The sequence below is a fragment of the Pseudomonas sp. EYE_354 genome (genome assembly GCF_023148575.1).
Taxonomy (GTDB): domain Bacteria; phylum Pseudomonadota; class Gammaproteobacteria; order Pseudomonadales; family Pseudomonadaceae; genus Aquipseudomonas.
On the sequence record NZ_JAHXNQ010000001.1, the window covers coordinates 101,284 to 123,049 of the forward strand.

Sequence of the window (21,766 nt, forward strand, 5' to 3'; positions counted from 1 at the left end):
TGTGGTGAGCGGGACAAGCCCGTTCACCACATAAGCCCGGAATATTCGGCTCAGATGCTCAGTCGCATCGACAAATCCACCGCCTTCACATCTTTGGTCATCGCGCCGATGGAGATGTAGTCCACCCCGGTTTCAGCGATGGGCAGCAGGGTGGTTTCATTGATCCCGCCGCTGGCTTCCAGCTTCGCCTTGCCGCCGTTCAGGCGCACCGCTTCACGCATGTCTTCCAGGCTCAACTCGTCGAGCATGATGATATCGGCGCCCGCCGCCAGTGCTTCACGCAGTTCACTCAGACTTTCCACTTCGATTTCCACCGGCTTGCCGGGTGCGATCTCGTGGGCGGCGGTGATGGCCTGGGCGATACCGCCACACGCGGCGATATGGTTTTCCTTGATCAGAAACGCGTCATACAGACCGATGCGATGGTTATGGCAGCCACCGCAAGTGACGGCGTACTTCTGCGCCAGGCGCAGGCCGGGCAGGGTTTTGCGGGTGTCCAGCAGCTTGACCTGAGTGCTGGCGACAAAGTCCGCCAGGAATTGGGCGCGCGTGGCCACCCCGGACAGCAGTTGCAGGAAATTCAGCGCAGAGCGTTCGCCACTGAGCAGCGAGCGTGCCGGGCCTTCGAGGAGGAACAGCGTTTGATTGGGGCTGACGCGCTCGCCGTCGGCCACCTGCCAGTGCACGGCGACGCGTGGGTCAAGTTGGCGGAACACCGCGTCCACCCAGGCCGTACCGGCGATAACTGCGTTGTCACGGGTAATGATGGTAGCCGTGGCCAGCCGTTCGGCGGGGATCAACTGTGCGGTGATGTCGCCGCTGCCGATGTCTTCGAGCAGTGCGCGGCGCACGTTGGCTTCGATTTCGGCGGTGAGGTCGGCAAGACGGAGGTTCGGCATAACAGGCTCCACAAACAAAGTGTCCCGATTATAGGGGCAGTGTGCGTGCGAACCCAGACTCACCACTCATTTACCGCGTGATGTCAGAGTTTGCTGGCGCAACCCCCCTCATTTGCAAGATAATCTCGCGCCTTGCAATTGGCGTCATAGCTTTGACGTGCTGGTGGTAACCGGTTGTTCGCAGCGCCCCAGCGGGCCTGTACCCGATTTTTCCCCAAATCAATACCGCCGTTTCAGGAGGCCAGGATGCACAATGACGGAAAGGTGGTGCCAATCAAAAAGGCGCACGTCACGCCATCGCCGCTCGCCCGTCTGCCGATGGTATTGCTGCAGGTTCGCGACAAGGCCGCACAACAGTTGCAGCAGGGCCTGCAAGAGCTGTTCGATAACGCCGATGACACGTTGTTCGAAATGGCCGACAAAGCTCGCAATAACGTAGATCAGCATATTTTCTTCGAGGCCATGCGAGACCTGCGCCTCAAGCGCAAGAATTTCGAGCGCGTGTTCATGGAAGGCCTGTTCGACGCCTTTGCCAGGCTGGACCAGGCCGGGCGCGCCGAGCTGCAACTGGCGCCGGTTTTGTCCTATGACGCGGTGCCAGGCACCTGCAGGGATGAACGGGAAAAAGCCGTGGCGCTCCAGGCCATGCTTGACCGGGTACGCCACCGCGACGGTTTGGCGTTGTCGCAACTCACCGCACGCTTGAGTGCCTTACTGGGCAATCGCCTGGATGACCGTGAGAACCCTCTGGGGCCGGCGCTGCTGTGCGAATGTTTCCTGCGGGCGGGTCGCAGTCTGGGCGTGGAGATCCGCGTCAAACTGATCATGCTCAAGCTGTTTGAAAAATACGTGCTCACTGACGCCGACCACCTGTACGGCGAAGCCAATCAGTTGCTGATAGCGACAGGCGTGCTGCCCGAACTCAAAGCACCACCCTCCCGTCGACCCGGCGGGCGTGCTGCCCGTGATCAGCCACGCGAAGAGGCCGCGTCTCCAGCCGAACAACCCGTCGATGAAAACGGTCAGCAAGCGTTTGGCGCCTTGCAGGCCTTGCTCAAACCGGTACGCGGCAGTGTGGCCCCCACCCTGGAAGCCAGTGCTGACCCCCAGCCCATCGCCACCCGTGACCTCTTGCGGCTGCTGTCCCATTTGCAGCAGTACGTGCCCGAGCCTGACGCCGAGGACGATTTCGACCTGTGCAGCCAGCTTGAACAGTTGCTCACCCGTGTCAGCGTCAAGAGCGGCAAGTCGCGGGTGTTGGAGGAGGCGGACGAAGACGTGATCAACCTGATCGCGCTGCTGTTTGAATTCATTCTTGATGACCGTGCTGTACCCGATGCCTTCAAGCCGTTGATTGCACGCTTGCAGATCCCGCTATTGAAAGTTGCATTGCAGGACAAGAGCTTTTTCAGTCGCGCCAGTCACCCGGCGCGGCGCCTGTTCAATGAAATTGCGGCGACGGCCCTGGGCTGGAGCCCCGTCAATGATTATCAGCACGACGGCCTGTACCAGCACATCGAGCGGGTGGTGCAGCGTTTGCTCGATGAGTTTGTCGAAGATCCACGGATTTTTTCCCAGTTGCTCGCCGAATTCTGTGGGTTTACCGCCGATGAGCGACGGCGCAGTGAGCTGCTGGAACAGCACACCCGCGATGCCGAAGCCGGGCGCGTACTGACCGAAGCAGCCCGCCAGCAAGTGGCCGAGGTGCTCAATCGTCGCCTGCTGGGCAAGGTATTACCGCGTGCGGTGGTGCAGTTCCTGCAGCAGGCCTGGAGCCAGGTGTTGCTCCTCACTTGCCTCAAGCACGGCGAGCAGTCGGTCCAATGGCAAGCGGGGCTGCGCACCATGGACGAGCTGATCTGGAGCGTCGGCCTGCCGCAAGACACCGAAGCCGGCCTGCATTTGCTGGAGCAGTTACCGGGCTTGCTCAAGTCCTTGCGCGACGGCTTGACAGGTGCCGCGTTCGACCCGTTCAGCACCCATGATTTTTTTGTGCGCTTGCAGGCCTTGCATGTCCAAACACCCGAAGGCGTCGATGGGTTGGTCGAAGTGCGCGAGCCCTTTGTGTTCAGCGCGCTACCGCCCGACTCCCTTGACGGCCTGTCGGACGATGATCCTGACCTGCTCAAGGCACGCCAACTGCGCATCGATGGGTGGGTCGTGTTCCAGCAAGACCACGCAGACACCCTGCGCTGCAAGCTGTTGGCTATCATCCCTGCGGCCAATACCTATATTTTCGTTGGCCGCACAGGCCTCAAGGTCGCGGAGAAAAGTGCTGGCCAACTGGCGCAGGCGTTCAAGCGTGGCGCGTTACATGCCCTGGACGATGGGCCGCTGTTCGAGCGTGCGTTGACGGCCGTTATTGGCAGGTTGCGTCAACTCAATCGCGGCAAGTGATCGCAACCACGGGGTCGAACGCGGCATACTGGACACACTTAGTCACGCTCAAGGATTCGGTATGCAGTTGGACCCCGCCAGTGGTTGGTGCCAGGGCATTCGCCATTGCCCATCACCCAACTTCAACGAGCGCCCCGCCGGCGAAATCTCGCTGTTGGTGGTGCACAACATCAGCCTGCCACCGGCGCAGTTCGCCACGGGCAAGGTGCAGGCGTTTTTCCAGAATCGCCTGGATGTCACGGAACACCCTTACTTTGAGGGGATCGCCGACTTACGGGTGTCTGCGCATTTTCTGATTGAGCGCGATGGCGCGGTAACGCAGTTTGTCTCCTGCCGCGACCGCGCCTGGCATGCCGGAGTCTCATGGTTCGAAGGGCGGGAAACGTGCAATGACTTTTCCCTGGGTATTGAGCTGGAAGGCACTGACGACCTGCCGTTCACCGACGCCCAATATGCGTCGCTGATCGAGCTGGCCCGCCAATTGCTCGAAGCCTACCCTGACATCACCGCGCAGCGTATTTGTGGTCACAGCGATATTGCCCCGGGACGCAAGACCGATCCCGGTCCCGCTTTTGATTGGACGCGCTTTCGCAGCGCCCTGCAGGATGGAGGACACGTACGATGAGTTTTCTGGTGTTGGTGCTGGCGGTGTGGATCGAGAAATTCTCTGCCCTGCGCCAGCGATTGCAGCGTGATGGCGGTTGGCTGCGCGAATTGGCCAAACTGGAATCGAGCCCGCGCATGGGCAAGCAGCCGTGGTTGGTTCTGACCGTCCTGGTGCTGTTGCCGGTGACACTGTTGGCGCTGTTGCTGCTGGTGTTGGAGCCGGTGGCTTATGGCCTGTTGGCGCTGCCGGTGCACCTGTTGGTGGTGATCTACAGCCTGGGGCGTGGCGACCTGCTGGCTGGGCTCGGTCCGTTTCGCGACGCTTGGCGTCGCGGTGATTTACAGGCCGCCGAACATGTGGCCGAGCGCGACCTGAAGCTCAGCGCCGACAACGGCGAGCAGCTTTTGGAACGTGTTCAGGGCCATTTGCTGTGGCAGGCCTACCAAAGTTTTTTCGCGGTGATTTTCTGGTACTTCCTGCTGGGGCCGGTCGCCGCCCTGGCTTATCGCCTGTTGGCGCTGGCCAGTGAACACAGCCAGAACTCCCTGGTGGCCGAGCGCGCCGGGCAACTGCGGCATGCGTTTGATTGGTTGCCGGTGCGCTTGCTGGCCGCCAGCTTTGCCTTGGTGGGCAACTTCGTCGCGGTCAGCCGCGTAATGCTCCACGAATTGCTGAGCTGGGACATCAGTGCCGCCCAATTGGTCGAAAAGGTTGGGCTGGTGGCGGCCGAGATCCCGCCGCCCGTTGTGGGCGCAGACGGTATCAACAGCCTGGATCGCCTATGGGAACTGCTGCTGCGTGCTGCAGTGTTGTGGTACGCCGGGTTCGCCATCTGGACGGTGTTGCCTTAACCCCTTCTGTGAGGGCTGCTTTGCAGCCCTTGGCACAGGCTCTCGTTAACCTTAAGTTACAAAACTCCCTTTCAAATTGAGCTATACAGACAGAGCGCCAAATAGTGGCTTTGTGCCGTCGCCCTGCGCCTCAATAAAAATAAAGAAAGGGAGTTGACCTGTGAAGAGCTTGCTCTATCCCGCCGTCGCGCTGATGAACCGCCTGAGTTTCGGCATGAAGTTCAGCTTGATCAGCGTACTGTTCCTGCTGCCGATGCTGGCGACCAACTATTACCTGGTGCGCGATTCCTGGCGCGAATTCCAGGGCACTCGGATTGAGCTGCAAAGCCTCGACCTGCTCGGTAGCAGCCTGGCCCTGCGCCGAGACCTGGAAACCCTCAACAATCAGGTGCAGATCAACGCGACCCTCGGTCAATCCGGCAAGGCCGGTGACCTGGAGGGCCAGATCGGCGCCCTGGAAAAAAGCGTGCTCGGTCGCCTGCAGGGGCTGAGCGCCATGGCCACTGACCCAGAGCAGATCGCCGTTTTCGACGGCAAGCGCGACGAATTGATCGCCGCCTTCAAAGCCCAGCAACAGGAAACCTCACTGCTCAGCAAAAGTGCGCTGATCGGCAAGCTGCTCAACAAGGCACAGATGCTCAGCCAGATCATTGCCAGCCAGTCCGGCTTGAGCCGCGACCCCCAAAGCGACCTGCGTCAGCTCAGCGAACTGATCACAGGCGTCACCCCGCAAGTGACCCAAACCCTGGGCGAAGGGCGGGCCATGGGTGCCTATTCTCTGGGCCAGGGCTTTCTCAACTCATCGTCCAGTACACGCTTTGACGAGTTGCTTCAGCAACTGGAAAAGCTCCAGGCCGAATACGGGCTGAAGTTGCAGGACGCGTTGGGCTCCAGCAAAACCGCCCACGACGCGCTCGACAGTCTGGCAAAGGCCAGCAACGCCAGCCTCAAACAAGGCAGCGAGTTGTTCGAAGAACAGGTGGTCATGGCCGAAACCCTCGATGCACCGTGGCAGGATTTCTACAACGCTGTCAGCCAATTGATGGGCCAGACCTATCAGCTGGATGAGGCCACCCTGACGTTTTTAGGACACCAACTGGAACAGCGCCTGGCGCAGAACCGCTTGCACATGGTGCTGTTGGTCTCGGCGTTGACGGCGGTGTTTTTACTGATTTTTTATCTGTATGCCGGCTTCTATGCCTCCACACGCACCACGCTGCGGCATCTGGCGGTGATGATGGACAAGGTGGCGGCGGGCGACATGACCGTCACGTTCGTCGCGCAAAGCCGTGATGAGTTGGGTGACTTGGGGCAGGTGTTCAACGGTACCGTGGGCAAAATCCATGATCTGATCGAGCGCGTCGGACACACGGTCAGCCAGGTCGAATGGCAGGCCGGCCAAGTGCAAACGGTGTCGGCCATGAGTAACCAGGCCGTTTCCGGTCAGCGTATGCAGATCGAACAGGTGGCGACGGCCATGAATCAGATGTCCTCTACCGCCCAGGAAGTCGCGCGCAATGCCGCTGCGGCGGTGAGCAGTGCCCATAGCGTCAACGATGAAACCGTCAACGGCCGTGGGCTGGTGCAGTCCCAGCAGAGCAGCATCGCGCGGCTGGCCTCGGAGATTGACCTGTCGGTGCAAGTGATCAACCAGTTGGCCACCGACAGCCAGTCCATCAGCAGCGTGTTGGAAGTGATCAAAAGTATTGCCGAACAAACCAACCTGCTGGCGCTCAATGCAGCGATCGAGGCGGCTCGGGCCGGCGAGCAGGGGCGTGGGTTCGCGGTGGTGGCCGACGAGGTGCGCACCCTGGCACGGCGCACACAGCAGTCCACCGAAGAAATCGAACAGATGATCAGCCGCTTGCACACTGGCGTGGGCGCGGCCGTACACGCCATGGGCACCAGCCATGAAATGGCGAGTGGCACCGTGGGGCAGTCGGAAAAAGTCCAACAGGCCCTGGAAAATATCCTCGGCGCCGTGGGCATGATCGTCGATCAGAACCAACAGATCGCCGCCGCCGTGGAGCAACAGACGGCCGTCGCCCACGACATCGACCAAAATATCGTCCAGATCAATCGCGCCGGCGAGCACGCCGCCCAAGGCGCTGATCAGACCGAGGCGGCGAGTCGGCAGCTGTCGATACAAGTGATCGAGTTGAAGCAATTGATCGGGGCGTTCCGTGTGTAAGGCGCAGCAGTAGGATGGATCTTCCGTTGGCGTAGTGCCGATCTGGTTTTTCCCGTGGGTCTTTTTTGCCCGCGCGAATGTGAGAATTTGTTTCTCTCAATCCAAGGGAGGCACGACGATGACCAAGGCCATTGGCATCAAAGGGCATTGCGCCCATTGCGATATCACGTTCGAACTCAAGCCTTGGCAGGTGAATGCCATCGCCATTGAAGAGCCCTTTGATTGTCCTTATTGCCAGCGGGTCCTGGCGCTCACGTGTCCGCGGCAGTTGCGCCATTTCAAGGCCCTGGACCACTGGGCGATGGTGCGCCCGAGCATGGTGGTGCTGACCTGCGTGGTGCTGATCGTGGCGCTGGTGGCGGAGTGGGTGGGGCTGATCAGTATGCTGGGGCAGCTCAATATTTCACTGGTCGTGGTGCTGGTGCATTTTCTGGTGTTGCGCTACGCCCGTCACCAGCAACGGCTGACCTTGAAGCTGCGCGCGGTCACGCCAGCCTTACCAATTGAACAGCTCGCACGCGTTGCGTGTGCTCGCCTCGGCCAGCAATGACGGGCGGGTGCCCATGTGTTCGGCCAGCGCCGTGCAGATCGCCGGCAGATGCAACGGGCTATTGCGTTGGCCTGGATACATGGCGGGTGCCATATCCGGTGAGTCGGTTTCCAGTACCACCGCGTCCAGCGGCAGTTGCGCCAGCACCTTGTGCATACGCAGCGCCTGGGGCCAGGTGGCGGCGCCGCCCAGGCCGAGTTTGAAGCCCAGCTTGATGTATTCGCGGGCTTCTTCGCGGCTGCCGGCGAAGGCGTGGATGATACCGCCCCGGGGCAGGCGGATGCGCTTGAGGGTGGCGATAACCGCCGCATGACTGCGGCGCACGTGCAGCAGTGCCGGCAGTTGGAAATCCAGCGCCAACTGCAACTGGGCCTCGAACAGGGTTTGCTGGCGCTCACGGTCCAGGTGTTCAAGGAAGTAATCCAGGCCGATCTCACCCACTGCGCACAGTTGCCGGTGGCCACGCAGGCGATTGAGCCAGTCGCCCAGTGCCGTCAGGCCGGCAGGACGGTGCTCTTCGAGGTACACCGGGTGCAGGCCAAAGGCGGCGAACAAACCCTCATCGGCCTGCACCAAGTCCCACACACGCTGCCAATTTTGCTGATACACCCCCAATACCACCATACGTCGCACACCCACTTCGCGACTGCGGGCGAGGACTTCGCGGCGGTCGGTATCGAAGTCCGGAAAGTCCAGGTGGGTGTGGGTGTCGATCAGCTCCACGCCTTACGCCTCGACAATGCGCTGCTTGAAGGTCCGGCCGATGGCGTGCACGCCCGGCTGGTAGTGCTCTTCTTCAATGGCCGCCAGGGCCAGGCGCAGGGCGGTATCGGCGATCAACTGATGTTGCTGCGCCATGGCGTTGACCGGCAGCGGCAGGAAGTCCAGCAGCTGGGTGTCACCAAAGGTGCCCAGGCGCAGTGGGCGCGACTTGAGTGGGAAGTCATGCAGCGCGTCGAACACGCCCTGCAACAGCACGTAGGACGTAGTCACCAGCGCGTCGGGCAAATGCCCCAATTGCTGAAGGAGGTGCTCCATCAGTTGCCGACCGCAGTCGCGACTGAAGGCCTCGCCGTGTTCGACGATCACTTCACCAGTGAACCCCTGCAAGGCTTCACGGAAACCAGCGGCACGTTCCCCGCTGATGCTCAGTTCGGGGCGTGCGCCAATCAGCACGATTTGCTTGGGCAGCGGTTGCAGCAGGCTGCTGGTCAATTGCTGGCAAGCCTGGCGGTCATCGCTGACCACCGAACAGAACTGCCCCGGCTCCATCACCCGGTCGATGGCGATCACCGGCAGACCCTTGGCTTGCAACTCGCAATAACTGTCGTCGCCGGCGGGCAGGCAGCTGGCCACGAACAATGCATCGCAGCGCCGCGCGCGAAACAGTTGCAGCAGTTGGCGCTCGCTGTCCGCCTTGTCGTCGGAGCTGGCGATCAGCAATTGATAGCCGCGCGCGCGCGCGCCCTGTTCCAATAGCTTGGCAATACGTGCGTAACTGGGGTTTTCCAGGTCCGGCAGGATAAAACCCAAGGTGCGCGTGTGCCGACTGCGCAGCCCTGCGGCCTGGGGGTTGGGAGTAAAACCATGGGCCTCGACCACGGCACGCACCCGTTCAACGGTGGCGTTGCTGATGCGCTGCTGTTCGGCCTTGCCATTGATCACATAGCTGGCAGTGGTGACGGATACACCGGCCAGGCGTGCTATATCACTGAGTTTCAAACCGGGATTTCCTTGTTTTTTGGAGCTTGCCCCGACATTTTTTGCAATCGTAACCGATTCCAGCTTACGACCCATGTCCCAGCTCAAGCGCCGAGTGGTTCTTCAACGATGCTCAATTAACGCGTAATCTGCCACAAAGTCTAGATTAAACGTTTCAGCCAGCGTATTTTTACGACGTTCGCCACTGAGTAGTGACTGCCATTGACTGCTCAGTCAGTTATTACTGAACGCCATTGCACGGTTTTATTCAAAACAATACCTAGTGCACACCTTGCACTAACTAGGAGAACGGCATGCTTGAGCTCACTGTAGAGCAGATATCCATTGGCCAGGTGGCTGTGGATAAATCTGCTGCCTTGCACCTGCTCGCTGACAAACTGGTGGCCGATGGCCTGGTCGCCGAAGGGTATCTCAGCGGTTTGCAAGCCCGTGAAGCCCAAGGCTCGACCTTTCTCGGCCAAGGTATTGCAATCCCCCACGGCACCCCTGAAACCCGCGACCAAGTGTTCTCGACGGGCGTGCGCCTGTTGCAGTTCCCCGAAGGGGTGGACTGGGGCGACGGTCAGATCGTCTACCTGGCAATCGGCATTGCGGCCCAATCCGACGAACATTTGCGCCTGCTGCAACTGCTCACCCGTGCCCTCGGTGAGACCGACCTGGGTCAGGCCCTGCGCCGTGCCGCGACCGCCGAGGCGCTGTTGAAACTGCTGCAAGGCGCGCCACAGGAGCTGGCACTCGACGCGCAGATGATCAGCCTGGGCGTGTCCGCCGACGACTTCGAGGAATTGGTGTGGCGCGGTGCACGCCTTCTGCGTCAGGCCGACTGTGTGAGCAACGGGTTTGCCGCGGTGTTGCAGCAGGTGGACGCATTGCCCTTGGGCGATGGCCTGTGGTGGTTGCACAGTGAACAGACGGTCAAGCGCCCCGGCCTTGCGTTCGTCACACCGGACAAACCCATGCGTTACCTCGGCCAGCCACTCAATGGCCTGTTCTGCCTGGCCAGCCTGGGCGAAGCGCATCAGGCGTTGTTGGAGCGCCTGTGCGCCCTGTTGATTGAAGGCCGTGGCCAGGAACTGGGCCGCGCCACCAGCAGCCGCGCGGTGCTCGAAGTGCTCGGCGGCGAACTGCCGCCAGACTGGCCGAGCGCGCGTATCACCCTGGCCAACGCCCACGGCCTGCATGCACGGCCGGCGAAGATTCTCGCGCAATTGGCGAAAAGTTTTGACGGCGATATTCGCGTGCGCATCATTGATGGCCCGGCCGGCGCCGTGTCGGTCAAAAGCCTGAGCAAGTTGCTCAGCCTGGGCGCGCGTCGCGGCCAGGTGCTGGAGTTTATCGCCGAGCCAACGATTGCCGGTGATGCACTGCCCGCGCTGCTGGCGTCGGTAGAAGAGGGGTTGGGCGAAGAAGTCGAGCCGCTGCCGACCGCAGCGGCCCAGCCCGAGGTGCTCGATACCGAGCCGGTACTCAGCGCGCCGCCGGCCGGCAGCCAGGTGCAGGCCATCGCCGCCGCGCCGGGCATTGCCATCGGCCCTGCGCATATCCAGGTCCAGCACGTCTTCGACTACCCCCTGCGCGGTGAGTCCTCGGCCACCGAGCGCCAGCGCCTGCAAGCTGCCCTGGCAGACGTGCGCCGGGATATCCAGGGCCTGATCGAGCGCAATCCGGCCAAGGCGATCCGCGAGATTTTCATCACCCACCAGGAAATGCTCGACGACCCGGAACTGACCGACGACGTCGACACCCGCCTCAAGCAAGGCGAAAGCGCCGAAGCGGCGTGGATGAGCGTGATCGAAGCCGCCGCCAAACAGCAGGAGTCGTTGCAGGATGCGTTGCTCGCGGAGCGCGCCGCCGACCTGCGTGATGTCGGTCGCCGTGTGCTGGCGCAACTGTGCGGCGTCGAAAGCGCGCAGGAGCCCAGCGAGCCTTACATCCTGGTGATGGACGAAGTCGGTCCGTCCGACGTTGCCCGCCTCGACCCGGCGCGTGTCGCCGGCATCCTCACCGCCCGTGGCGGCGCCACCGCACACAGCGCCATTGTTGCGCGTGCCCTGGGTATCCCTGCGCTGGTGGGTGCCGGTTCGGCAGTATTGCTGCTGGCCTCGGGCACACCCTTGCTGCTCGATGGCCAGCGCGGCCGCCTGCATGTGGACCCCGATGCCGCGACCCTGCAACGCGCCACCGTCGAGCGCGACACCCGCGAACAACGCCTGCAGGCCGCGTCCGCGCAACGCCACGAACCGGCCCTGACCCGTGACGGTCACGCCGTGGAAGTGTTCGCCAACATCGGCGAAAGCGCCGGTGTGGCCGGTGCGGTGGAGCAGGGCGCCGAAGGCATCGGCTTGCTGCGTACCGAACTGATTTTCATGGCCCACCCCCAGGCCCCGGACGAAGCCACCCAGGAAGCCGAATACCGCCGCGTCCTCGACGGCCTCGGCGGGCGTCCGCTGGTGGTGCGCACCCTCGACGTGGGCGGCGATAAACCCTTGCCGTACTGGCCGATTGCCGAGGAAGAAAACCCCTTCCTCGGCGTACGCGGCATTCGTCTGACCTTGCAGCGTCCGCAGATCATGGAAGCCCAACTGCGCGCGCTGCTGCGTTCGGCGGACAATCGCCCGCTGCGCATCATGTTCCCGATGGTCGGCAGCGTGGAGGAGTGGCGCGCGGCCCGGGACATGACCGAGCGCCTGCGCCTGGAAATTCCGGTGGCTGACCTGCAACTGGGGATCATGATCGAAGTGCCTTCGGCCGCGCTGCTGGCGCCGGTGCTGGCCAGGGAAGTCGACTTCTTCAGCGTCGGTACCAACGACCTGACCCAGTACACCCTGGCCATCGACCGTGGTCACCCGACCCTGTCGGCCCAGGCCGACGGCCTGCACCCGGCGGTATTGCAACTGATCGACATCACCGTGCGCGCGGCCCATGCCCATGGCAAATGGGTCGGTGTGTGCGGCGAGCTGGCGGCGGACCCGTTGGCGGTGCCGGTGCTGGTCGGCCTGGGTGTGGATGAGTTGAGCGTGTCGGCTCGCAGCATTCCTGAAGTGAAGGCGCGGGTGCGTGAATTCAGTCTGAGCCAGGCCCAGGGCCTGGCGCAAAAAGCACTGGCGGTGGGTTCCCCCGCCGAAGTGCGTGCCCTTGTGGAGGCCGTGTAAATGGCAAGGATTCTGACCCTGACGCTGAACCCGGCGTTTGACCTCACGGTACGTCTGGCGCACCTGCAACTGGGTGAAGTCAACCGTAGCGAAACCTTGCTGACCCATGCCGCCGGCAAAGGCGTGAACGTGGCGCAGGTCTTGGCGGACCTGGGCCATCAGGTGAGCGTGGGTGGTTTTCTGGGTGAGGCGAACCCCGAAGCGTTCGACGCGCTCATCGCCAGTCGCGGGTTTGGCGACGCGTTTATTCGTGTTCCCGGTGAAACCCGCAGCAATATCAAGATCGCCGAGCAGGACGGGCGCATCACCGACATCAATGCGCCGGGGCCGCTGGTGAGTGAGGCGGCGCAGGCACAGTTGCTCGAATCGCTCGCTGGCATCGCTGCCGAGTTCGATGCAGTGGTGGTGGCCGGCAGCCTGCCGCGCGGCGTCAGCCCGCAATGGTTCCAGGCGCTGCTGCAGACCCTGAAAAGCCTTGGCCTGAAGGTCGCTCTGGACACCAGCGGCGAAGCGCTGCGCGCCGGGTTGAAGGCGGGCCCATGGATGGTCAAACCCAACACTGAAGAACTGGCCGAAGCGCTGCATAACGCCACCGACGCCATCAGCCAACTGCATCAACAGGGCGTGGAACATGTGGTGGTCTCCGACGGGGCGGCCGGCGTGAGCTGGTACAGCCCAGGTGCAACCCTGCATGCCACGCCGCCAAAGGTGACGGTGGCCAGCACTGTCGGCGCCGGTGACTCGTTGCTGGCCGGCATGCTCCACGGTCTGCTCAGTGGCGAAGCACCCGAGCAGACCCTGCGTCGCGCGACCGCGATTGCGGCGATGGCGGTCACGCAGATCGGTTTTGGTATCAGCGATGACGCGCAGTTGGCGCGTCTCGAAAGCGGCGTCGCTGTGCGCACGCTGACCGAACAATAAGAGGGATTGTGATGAAGTTAGCCATTGTTACTGCCTGCCCCAACGGCATGGTCACCAGTGTGCTGTGCGCCCGCTTGTTGGACGCCGCCGCGCAACGCCAGGGCTGGAGCACCAGCGTCGAAGTGGTGGACGTGCAGCATCCCGAGCGTGCGTTGTCCCAAGCGACCCTCGAGGCCGCCGAGTGGGTATTGCTGGTGAGCAGCACCCCGGTGGACATGCAGCGCTTTGTCGGCAAACGCGTGTTCCAGAGCACCCCGGCCGTGGCGCTGGCGGATGTCGAAGCGATCTTGCGCCGGGGCGCCGAAGAGGCCCAGGTGTATGTGGCCAGCCAAGCCCCGCTGGCGACAAAAAATGCCCCGCGTATCGTCGCGATCACGGCCTGCCCGACCGGCGTCGCCCACACGTTCATGGCGGCCGAAGCCTTGCAACAAACCGCCAAGCGCCTGGGTTACGACTTGCAGGTCGAGACCCAAGGCTCGGTAGGCGCCCGCACACCATTGAGTCCCGAGGCCATTGCCAACGCGGATGTGGTGTTGCTGGCCGCCGATATCGAAGTGGCCACTGAGCGCTTCGCCGGCAAGAAGATTTACCGCTGCGGTACTGGCGTTGCGCTCAAGCAGTCCGAGGCGACCCTCAACAAAGCCCTGGCCGAAGGGGCGGTGGAAAGCGCCGCCAGCGGTGCCGTGGCCAAGCCAGAAAAAACCGGTGTGTACAAACACCTGCTCACCGGGGTGTCGTTCATGTTGCCGATGGTGGTGGCGGGCGGGCTGTTGATCGCCTTGTCGTTTGCGTTCGGTATTCATGCATTTGAACAGCAAGGCACGTTGGCGGCCGCGTTGAAATCTGTCGGCAACAGCGCCTTTACGTTGATGGTGCCGCTGCTGGCGGGTTATATCGCGTACTCGATTGCCGACCGCCCCGGCATCGCGCCGGGCATGATCGGCGGCCTGTTGGCCGGCACCTTGGGCGCGGGGTTTATCGGCGGTATCTTTGCCGGTTTCCTGGCTGGCTACGCCGTCAAGTTGATCACCCGCGCGGTGCGTTTGCCGCAAAGCATGGAGGCGCTTAAGCCGATCCTGATCATCCCGTTGCTGGCGAGCCTGTTCACCGGCCTGGCGATGATCTACCTGGTCGGCCCGCCTGTGGCGCGCATGCTCACCGGGCTGACCGACTTTCTCAGCACCATGGGCACCACCAACGCGGTGCTGCTGGGCATCCTGCTGGGCGGCATGATGTGTGTGGACCTGGGCGGGCCGATCAACAAGGCGGCCTATGCGTTTTCGGTGGGGTTGCTGGCAGCCTCCAGCGGCGCGCCGATGGCTGCGACCATGGCCGCCGGCATGGTGCCGCCGATCGGCATGGGCATCGCCACGTTCCTGGCGCGGCGTAAGTTTGCCCAGACCGAACGCGAAGCCGGCAAGGCCGCGATGATTCTCGGGCTGTGCTTTATTTCCGAAGGCGCGATCCCGTTCGCCGCCAAAGACCCGTTGCGCGTGATCCCGGCCTGCATCGCCGGTGGCGCGTTGACCGGCGCCTTGTCGATGTACTTCGGCTGCGTCCTGGCGGCGCCCCATGGCGGCCTGTTTGTGTTGGTGATTCCGAATGCGATCAACCATGCGCTGTTGTATTTGCTGGCGATTGTGGCCGGTAGTCTGGTGACCGGTTTGGTCTATGCGCTGATCAAGCGGCCGGAGGCTGTGGACCTGGCTGTCGCACCGGTGTCATAAGCGCATGCTTTAGTGCCCTTTTGATGCTTGAGAGGGCACCTGCATGAGCCACTTCGATCCTGGCCGTCGCCGTGTGATGCAAGTCGTCGGCGCCGGTCTGTTACTGCCGGGCCTGGCCCCGGCGGTGATCGCGTCGGTCAAGGACCGGCCGCAACTCACCGATGGCGTGCAATCGGGCGACCTGCTGGGTGACCGCGCCATGGTCTGGAGCCGCAGCGACCGCCCCGCGCGGATGGTGGTGGAGTGGGACACGCGTAGCGTGTTCAGCAACCCACGTCGATTCGTCTCGCCGTTGGCCGACGCCCGCAGCGACTTCACCGCCCGCGTCGAGCTCAGCGGCCTGCCCGCCGACCAGGCGATCTTTTACCGCGTGCATTTCGAAGACGCCCAGACCGGCATCGCCAGCGAACCCTGGTTCGGGCACTTGCGCAGTGTGCCGCAGCAACGCCGCGACATTCGTTTTGTGTGGAGCGGCGACACCGTCGGCCAAGGTTTTGGCATCAACCCGGACATCGGTGGCATGCGCATCTATGAAGCCATGCGCCTGCGCCTGCCGGACTTCTTTATCCATAGCGGCGACACCATCTACGCCGACGGCCCGGTACCGGCGCAGCTTGCCACCGAAGGCGGGCGCATCTGGCGCAATATCACCACCGAGGCCAAGAGCAAGGTCGCGGAAACCCTCGATGAGTATCGCGGCAATTACCGCTACAACCTGCTGGATGAAAACGTGCGTCGCTTCAATGCCCAAGTGCCGCAGATCTGGCAGTGGGACGACCATGAAGTGGTGAATAACTGGTCGCCGAGCAAGCAGCTCGATGAGCGTTACCAGACCCAAGACATCAATGCCTTGGTCGGCCGCGCACGCCAGGCCTGGCTCGAATATGCACCGATGCGCTTGCAGCGAGCCGACGGCGGCGGGCGGATTTATCGCAAGCTCAGTTACGGCCCGTTGCTGGACGTGTTCGTGCTCGACATGCGCAGCTATCGCGGCGGCAATGACGACAATCTGGGCGGCGCCAAACCCTTCCTGGGGCGTGAGCAACTGGACTGGCTCAAGCGCGAACTCGCGGGCTCGAAAGCGCAATGGAAGGTCATCGCTGCCGACATGCCCATCGGCCTGGGCGTGCCCGACGGCGAGGTGAGCCCCGGTGTGGCGCGTTGGGAGGCCATTGCCAACAACGACCCCGGCGCGCCGCAAGGTCGCGAGTTGGAAATGGCCGAGCTGCTGAGCTTTTTAAGGGCGCAACAGGTGCGCAACCACGTGTGGCTGACGGCGGATGTGCACTACTGCGCCGCGCATCACTACCACCCTGACCGTGCAGCCTTCCAGGATTTCGAACCGTTCTGGGAATTCGTCGCCGGGCCGCTGAATGCGGGAAGCTTCGGGCCCAATGCGCTGGACAAAACCTTTGGCCCTGAAGTGGTGTTCGAGAAGGCACCGCCGGCGCAGAACACCTCGCCGTTTGCCGGGTTTCAGTTTTTTGGTGAGGTGAACATTGATGGGCAGACGGCGGAGTTGAGCGTGATCTTGCGCGACCTGGATGGGGTCTCCGTGTTCGAGCAAAAACTACAGCCGGTCTGATTTGGCAGGGGGCTGTGGGAGCAGGTCCGCTCCCACAGCTGGATCGATGCTTGCTTTGACGGTTGCTCGGCGAGTCAGTACACATCCCGGCGATACCGACCTTGCTCAATCAAACGCTCCACCGCCTCAGTGCCCAGCACTTCATGCAGCACCTGATCCACACCGGCCGCCATCCCTTGCAGGCTCCCGCACACATAAATCGCCGCGCCATCGGCCAGCCATTTACGCAGGACGTCGGCCGATTCGCGCAGACGATCCTGTACGTAGATCTTCTCTTCCTGGTCCCGCGAGAACGCCAGGTCCAGCACGGCCAGATCACCGCTGGCCAGCCAGCCTTGCAGTTCGTCCTGGCACAGGTAGTCGTGGGCGATGTTGCGTTCGCCAAACAGCAGCCAGTTACGCTGCTGACCGTCGGCAATGCGTGCCTTGAGCAAGCTGCGCAGCCCGGCGAGGCCGGTGCCGTTACCCAGCAGAATCAACGGCACCGGTGCGTCCGGCAGATGAAAACCACTGTTGCGGCGCAGGCGCAGGCTGATGCCCGAGCCGATGGCCGCGTATTCGGTGAGCCAGCCCGAACCCAGGCCCAGGCTGCCGTCGGGGTGGCGCTCCTGGCGCACGATCAGTTCCAGCACGCCGTCGCTGGCGATTGAGGCGATGGAGTATTCGCGCATGCCCAGGGGTACCAGTGCATCCACCAGTGCCTGGGCATGCAGGCCGACCATGTGGCTGCGGTTGTCGGGTAGCTGGCGGCCGGCCAGGGCCCTGTTGAGCGGCTGGGCCAGGCCGTCGACCACCACGCCTTCACTGCCCATCAGGCCCATGCCGTCGAGGAAGTGCTCGATGGCCTGGGGAGCATTGCGTGGCAGCACTTCGACCAGATCGCCGGCCTGCCAGGTGTGCGGCGCGGGCGCGGTCAGGCCGAGCAGGTAGACGCCAGAGCCGCTGCTGCCGGGGTTGAGCAGGCTGCGCCGGCTGAGCGTCCAGTGCTCGTACTGCGCCGTGGGCCAGGCCGCGGTGGGCGCGTGGCCGGTCAGTTGGCCCAGCTGTTGCTGCCAGTGCTGCAGGGCGACGCTGTCGCCGCTGTCCACTTCCACCGGGGCGAACAACGGTGTGCCGCCTTGGTTGGTCAGCCAGAAATGCAAGCGCCGGGCAAAGCCGCAGAAGTGTGGGTACTGACGGTCACCCAGGGCCAGCACCGCGTAGTTCATGCCTTTGAGGGACAGCTCCTGCGCCAGCACGCTGCGCTCGAAACCTCGGGCGCTGTCGGGGGCCTCGCCGTCGCCGAACGTGCTCACCACAAACAGCGCGTGCTGCGACTGGCGCAGTTCGTCCTGCGTGACGTTGGCCAGCGACTGCACCTTCACCGCCAGCCCGGCCGCCTGCAATTGCCCGGCGGTTTGCCAGGCCAGTTGTTCGGCAAAACCGCTCTGGCTGGCAAAGCCGATCAGCCAGGCCGAGGCATCGTTATGGTTGGCCGCGAGGCCGTTGCGGGCGTCGCGCACCTGGCGTTTTTTGCGGCGACGGTCCAGGTACAACAGCCAGCCGGTGATAAAGAACAGCGGCATCAGCACGGCGCTGATGGTGAGGATAATCCGCCCGATCAGGCCGAAATAGCTGCCGGTGTGCAGTGCGTAGAGGCTGGTCAGCACCTGCGCCTTGAAGCTTTTGCTGGCGTACTGCTCGTGGGATTTGACCTCACCGGTGGCCGGGTCCAGGTTGATCTGGTTCAGCGCGCGGTCATGGGGCGAGTTTTTCAGCAGGTAATAGACGGTGGCGGGCTGCCCGGCAACCGCCGGCATGCGGATGTTGTAGGCGCTCAAGCCAGGGCCAGCGTTGCTGTAGATGCTGCTCCAGATCGCGTCATAGTTGGCCACCGGGGCCGGGCCTGCGGGCGGCGGGCCGCGCTTGCGCATGCGCTCGTTTTGCGGCGCATCGGACAGCAGTTTGGTCAGGCCCCGGCTGTACCAATCGTAGGACCAGGACAGGCCGGTCAGCGCTGCCAGCAGGTACGCCAGCAGGCACCAAGTGCCGAACACCGAGTGTAAATCCCAGTTGAAACTGCGGCCCTTTTTGCGCCAGTCCAGGGTCAGCCACACGCGCCAATTCGCCACTTGGCGCGGCCAGCGCAGATACAAGCCGGACAGGCAGAAGAACACCAGAATCAGCGTGCAGGCGCCGGTGATCTGCCGGCCGGTTTCGCCCATGGCGAGGAAGCGGTGCAGTTGCAGGACAAAGCCGAAGAAATCCTGACCCACGGCGTCGCCCATATAGCGGCCGGTGTACGGGTCGAAGTAGCGCATCTGGCCACGGCGCTCACCCGGCGGCGGGGTGAAGAACACGCGCGCGGCGTTACCGCTTTCGCTCTCCACCCACAGCATGGACACGGTCTTGCCTTCGGTGGCTTCGAGGGTGCGCACCAGTTCGGCGGGGGGCAGCACGCCGGCGTCGCGTTTTTCGACGCTCAGGACGCTGGGGTTGAGCGCGCGCAGTATTTCATCCTGAAACGAGACCGCAGCCCCGGTGATCCCCATCAAGGCCAGCACCAGCCCGGCAGTGATGCCGAAGAACCAGTGCAACTGGAACAGGGTTTTCTTGAACACGTCTGACCGCCTCGTCTATCCGGGTATGTAGGGCACGGCGCGCATTATGCCGTGGCTTGTCGAGAAACCTTCTTTTTTACACGCAAAAGCCCCACGCATCCGATGCGTGGGGCTTTTGGCTGCGGCTGTTGGTCAGTAGTGGAAGCTGGTAGTCAACAGCGCTGTGCGGCCTGCCGCCTGGTTGGCGAAGTGCGAAGCGTAGGCCTTGTCGTAGTAGACCTTGTCGGTCAGGTTCTGCACGTTCAATTGCAGGTCGATGTTTTTGCTCAGCTTGTAGCTGGCCATGGCGTCGTAGCGTGTGTAAGACGGTACATACACGGTGTTACCGGCATCGCCGTAAACGTCGTCGACATAGAACGCGCCGCCACCCACGGTCAGCTTGGGGGTGATCGCGTAGGTGGTCCACAGGCTGAAAGTGTTCTTCGGCGTGTTGGGCATTTGATTGCCCTCGTTGGAGCCGGCGCTGATTACCCCGTTGCGGCCGTTACGGCCAGCCTTGACCAGTTCACTGTCCAGGTAGCTGTAACCGGCGAAGACTTGCCACTGATCGGTGATTTTGCCGCTGGCCGACAACTCCAGGCCGTCGACCTGGGATTCACCGGCGTTCTGGTAGGTGAGGGCGTCGACCAGGATGCGCGTGTTTTTCTTCTCGGTGCGGAACACCGCGGCGGTCAGCGAGAGGCGATCGTGGAACAGGTCCCACTTGGTGCCCAGTTCGTAGTTAACCGTTTCTTCCGGTTGCAGGTCGCTGGACGCCGCGCCGGCTGACAGTGGGTTGCCGTCGGCGCCTTCGCCTACCAGACCACCGGCCGGGGTGGCCGAGGTGGCGTAGGAGGCGTAGAGGCTGCCGTTTTCCAGTGGTTTCCAGACGAGGCCGGCCTGCCAGTTGAAGAATTGGCTGTCTTCCTTGAGCTTGGTGCGCCCGGCGGTGGCGTTGGTGTTGGCGACGGTGTCGAAGGTGTCGTAGCGCAGGCCGACGTTCAGCAGCCATTTCGGGTCGAGTTCGATGGTGTCGAACACGTAGGCCGCGCGGCTGGTGGCCTTGGTGTTGGTGCCGTTGTAGTTGCGCGCGACGCTGCCGGTCCAGGCGTCATCCGGGTTCGGGTTGCTCAGCGAGGTGCACTGGCCGCCCAGGCTGCCCTTGGCCACGGTGCAGATCGGGTTGGTGTTCGGGCTGACGGTGTAGCTGCTCACGCGGGTTTCTTCACCGGTGAATTCCAGGCCCGTGGAGTAACTGTGCTTGAAACCCAGCGCCTGGAAACTGCCGAACAGATCCGTCTGGTTGGTGGTGGTCGTGGTGGTGGAGACGCGAGTGTTGGCGCGACGCCAGACGGTGCCAAAACGGTTGACGTTACGCTGACTGTCATCAGGCTGGGTCAGGACGTAGTCCTGCCCGGTGCTGCCATGACGCAGGGTGTTCTTCAGGGTCATGCTGTCGTTCAGGTCATGCTCGATCGAGAAGGTGCTGATGTCGGCGCGGGTCTTGCGGAAGTCACGGTCCTTGAGGCCGTAGAAGTTATTGCTGTCGCCGCCGTCGGTGGGTTTGTCATGCACATGGGCGGTGGCGGTCGATGAGCCGTAGCCATACGGGATCCCCGAGTCCGGCAGGTCGTTGCTTTCCAGGTGGTAGTAGCTGAGGTTGACGCGGGTCGGGGTGCCCAGGCCAAAGGTCAGCGACGGAGCCACACCCCAACGGTCGTAATTCACCGCATCGCGGCCGGCGACGTTTTGCTCGTGGCTCATCAGGTTGAGGCGGAACGCGGCGCTGTCGTCGAGGAACTGGCGGTTCACATCGAGCACGTAGCGGCGGGTCTGGTCGGAACCGTAGGTGAAGCCGCCGTTGGTGAAATCCCGCGCCTGTGGGGTCTTGCTCACCAGGTTGAGGCTGCCGCCGGCCGAACCGCGACCGCCAAACGAGGAGTTCGGGCCTTTGCTGACTTCGATCGACTCAATGTCGAAAATCTCACGGCTCTGGCCGCCGGTGTCGCGCACGCCGTCCAGGTAAGTGTCGCCTTGGGCGTCAAAGCCACGGATGAACGGGCGATCGCCCTGGGGGTTGCCGCCTTCGCCGGCGCCGAAGGTGATGCCCGGTACTGTGCGCAAGGCATCCTGCAGCGAGGTGGCGGCGGTGTCCTTGAGCACTTGCTGCGGCACGACGGTGACCGAGCGCGGTGTGTCCACCAGTGGCGCGGTGTATTTCTGTGATGAGGCTTTTTCGACCTGGTAGGCCGTGGTGTCCTGCTCTTCCCCAGTGATGCTGGTCGCACCCAGGGAGATGCTGTCACGCTGGCCTTTTTGTTCAGTGTCTTCGGCCGCTTGCGCCATATGGGCCGCAGAGCTGGCACCGAGGGCGACGCCGATGGCCGAGGCCAGTAAACGTGGTGAACCGGCAGTTGTTTTGAGCGTGGTGCGCGACATGACGTGTCCTTTCCCCAAGGATGTGAGGCCGCGGAATATAGGGTGAACAAGTATTCATATCAATTGCGATACATTGCTAATTGCACTGAATTTACATTCTTTACACTTTTTGCTTACGGATTTTACGATCTCGTTCGTCTCCGGCG

Annotated in this window: 14 protein-coding genes; 9 read left to right on the plus strand and 5 right to left on the minus strand. The window is 62.8% G+C overall.

Annotation, left to right across the window (positions count from 1 at the left end; genetic code table 11):
• Nucleotides 1-50: 50 nt before the first annotated feature.
• A complete protein-coding gene (gene nadC, locus KZX66_RS00555; protein WP_248075166.1) occupies nucleotides 51-899 on the minus strand; it encodes a carboxylating nicotinate-nucleotide diphosphorylase in 849 nt (282 codons plus the stop codon).
• A gap of 246 nt (nucleotides 900-1,145) precedes the next feature.
• Between nadC and KZX66_RS00560 the strand changes: the two genes are divergently transcribed.
• From KZX66_RS00560 to KZX66_RS00580, 5 genes are all read left to right on the plus strand, one after another.
• Nucleotides 1,146-3,296, plus strand: a complete 2,151-nt coding sequence (locus KZX66_RS00560) for a DUF1631 domain-containing protein (RefSeq protein ID WP_248075168.1) — start codon at nucleotides 1,146-1,148, stop codon at nucleotides 3,294-3,296.
• 61 nt (nucleotides 3,297-3,357) lie between these two features.
• Nucleotides 3,358-3,921 (plus strand): 1,6-anhydro-N-acetylmuramyl-L-alanine amidase AmpD, encoded by a 564-nt coding sequence (ampD, locus tag KZX66_RS00565; RefSeq protein WP_248075170.1) that lies wholly within the window; start codon nucleotides 3,358-3,360, stop codon nucleotides 3,919-3,921.
• A complete protein-coding gene (ampE, locus tag KZX66_RS00570) occupies nucleotides 3,918-4,754 on the plus strand; it encodes a regulatory signaling modulator protein AmpE (protein WP_248075171.1) in 837 nt (278 codons plus the stop codon). Before ampD ends, ampE begins: the two co-directional genes overlap by 4 nt.
• Before the next feature lie 160 nt (nucleotides 4,755-4,914).
• Nucleotides 4,915-6,945, plus strand: a complete 2,031-nt coding sequence (locus tag KZX66_RS00575; protein WP_248075173.1) for a methyl-accepting chemotaxis protein — start codon at nucleotides 4,915-4,917, stop codon at nucleotides 6,943-6,945.
• 118 nt (nucleotides 6,946-7,063) lie between these two features.
• On the plus strand, nucleotides 7,064-7,495 hold the full coding sequence (locus KZX66_RS00580; RefSeq protein ID WP_248075175.1) for a hypothetical protein: 432 nt from the start codon (nucleotides 7,064-7,066) through the stop codon (nucleotides 7,493-7,495).
• Here the strand turns inward: KZX66_RS00580 and KZX66_RS00585 are convergent.
• Together KZX66_RS00585 and cra are read right to left on the minus strand one after the other, a co-directional pair.
• On the minus strand, nucleotides 7,442-8,218 hold the full coding sequence (locus KZX66_RS00585) for a TatD family hydrolase (protein ID WP_248075177.1): 777 nt from the start codon (nucleotides 8,216-8,218) through the stop codon (nucleotides 7,442-7,444). The genes KZX66_RS00580 and KZX66_RS00585 overlap by 54 nt on opposite strands.
• A 3-nt stretch (nucleotides 8,219-8,221) precedes the next feature.
• The gene (gene cra / locus KZX66_RS00590) at nucleotides 8,222-9,217 is read right to left on the minus strand and encodes a catabolite repressor/activator (RefSeq protein ID WP_248075179.1); all 996 of its coding nucleotides are present in this window, start codon (nucleotides 9,215-9,217) and stop codon (nucleotides 8,222-8,224) included.
• Nucleotides 9,218-9,510: 293 nt separating this feature from the next.
• Here cra and ptsP point away from each other — a divergent pair, with 293 nt between their 5' ends.
• The 4 genes from ptsP to KZX66_RS00610 are packed head-to-tail and all read left to right on the plus strand — an operon-like array spanning nucleotide 9,511 to nucleotide 16,602.
• On the plus strand, nucleotides 9,511-12,369 hold the full coding sequence (gene ptsP / locus KZX66_RS00595; RefSeq protein WP_248075180.1) for a phosphoenolpyruvate--protein phosphotransferase: 2,859 nt from the start codon (nucleotides 9,511-9,513) through the stop codon (nucleotides 12,367-12,369).
• Nucleotides 12,370-13,290 carry a 1-phosphofructokinase gene (pfkB, locus tag KZX66_RS00600; protein WP_248075182.1) on the plus strand — a complete coding sequence of 307 codons (921 nt, stop codon included), beginning with the start codon at nucleotides 12,370-12,372 and terminating at the stop codon, nucleotides 13,288-13,290. It begins immediately after the preceding gene.
• A gap of 11 nt (nucleotides 13,291-13,301) precedes the next feature.
• The gene (locus KZX66_RS00605; RefSeq protein ID WP_248075185.1) at nucleotides 13,302-15,017 is read left to right on the plus strand and encodes a PTS fructose-like transporter subunit IIB; all 1,716 of its coding nucleotides are present in this window, start codon (nucleotides 13,302-13,304) and stop codon (nucleotides 15,015-15,017) included.
• A 43-nt stretch (nucleotides 15,018-15,060) separates the two neighbouring features.
• The gene (locus KZX66_RS00610) at nucleotides 15,061-16,602 is read left to right on the plus strand and encodes an alkaline phosphatase D family protein (protein WP_248075187.1); all 1,542 of its coding nucleotides are present in this window, start codon (nucleotides 15,061-15,063) and stop codon (nucleotides 16,600-16,602) included.
• Between the two features lie 74 nt (nucleotides 16,603-16,676).
• On the opposite strand, the gene KZX66_RS00615 is transcribed toward KZX66_RS00610, so the two are convergent.
• Nucleotides 16,677-19,202: a sulfite reductase flavoprotein subunit alpha gene (locus KZX66_RS00615; RefSeq protein ID WP_248075188.1), complete on the minus strand. Its 2,526-nt coding sequence runs from the start codon at nucleotides 19,200-19,202 to the stop codon at nucleotides 16,677-16,679.
• Nucleotides 19,203-19,334: 132 nt separating this feature from the next.
• Nucleotides 19,335-21,620: a TonB-dependent siderophore receptor gene (locus KZX66_RS00620; RefSeq protein WP_248075190.1), complete on the minus strand. Its 2,286-nt coding sequence runs from the start codon at nucleotides 21,618-21,620 to the stop codon at nucleotides 19,335-19,337.
• Between the last annotated feature and the right edge of the window lie 146 nt (nucleotides 21,621-21,766).

What these genes read in the sequence shown, in the direction of transcription:
- KZX66_RS00605 (WP_248075185.1), top strand. Translation starts at nt 13,302, where the DNA reads ATGAAGTTAGCCATTGTTACTGCCTGCCCCAACGGCATGGTCACCAGT.
- KZX66_RS00560 (WP_248075168.1), top strand. Translation starts at nt 1,146, where the DNA reads ATGCACAATGACGGAAAGGTGGTGCCAATCAAAAAGGCGCACGTCACG.
- ptsP (WP_248075180.1), top strand. Translation starts at nt 9,511, where the DNA reads ATGCTTGAGCTCACTGTAGAGCAGATATCCATTGGCCAGGTGGCTGTG.
- KZX66_RS00580 (WP_248075175.1), top strand. Translation starts at nt 7,064, where the DNA reads ATGACCAAGGCCATTGGCATCAAAGGGCATTGCGCCCATTGCGATATC.
- ampE (WP_248075171.1), top strand. Translation starts at nt 3,918, where the DNA reads ATGAGTTTTCTGGTGTTGGTGCTGGCGGTGTGGATCGAGAAATTCTCT.
- nadC (WP_248075166.1), bottom strand. Translation starts at nt 899, where the DNA reads ATGCCGAACCTCCGTCTTGCCGACCTCACCGCCGAAATCGAAGCCAAC.
- pfkB (WP_248075182.1), top strand. Translation starts at nt 12,370, where the DNA reads ATGGCAAGGATTCTGACCCTGACGCTGAACCCGGCGTTTGACCTCACG.
- ampD (WP_248075170.1), top strand. Translation starts at nt 3,358, where the DNA reads ATGCAGTTGGACCCCGCCAGTGGTTGGTGCCAGGGCATTCGCCATTGC.
- KZX66_RS00610 (WP_248075187.1), top strand. Translation starts at nt 15,061, where the DNA reads ATGAGCCACTTCGATCCTGGCCGTCGCCGTGTGATGCAAGTCGTCGGC.
- KZX66_RS00620 (WP_248075190.1), bottom strand. Translation starts at nt 21,620, where the DNA reads ATGTCGCGCACCACGCTCAAAACAACTGCCGGTTCACCACGTTTACTG.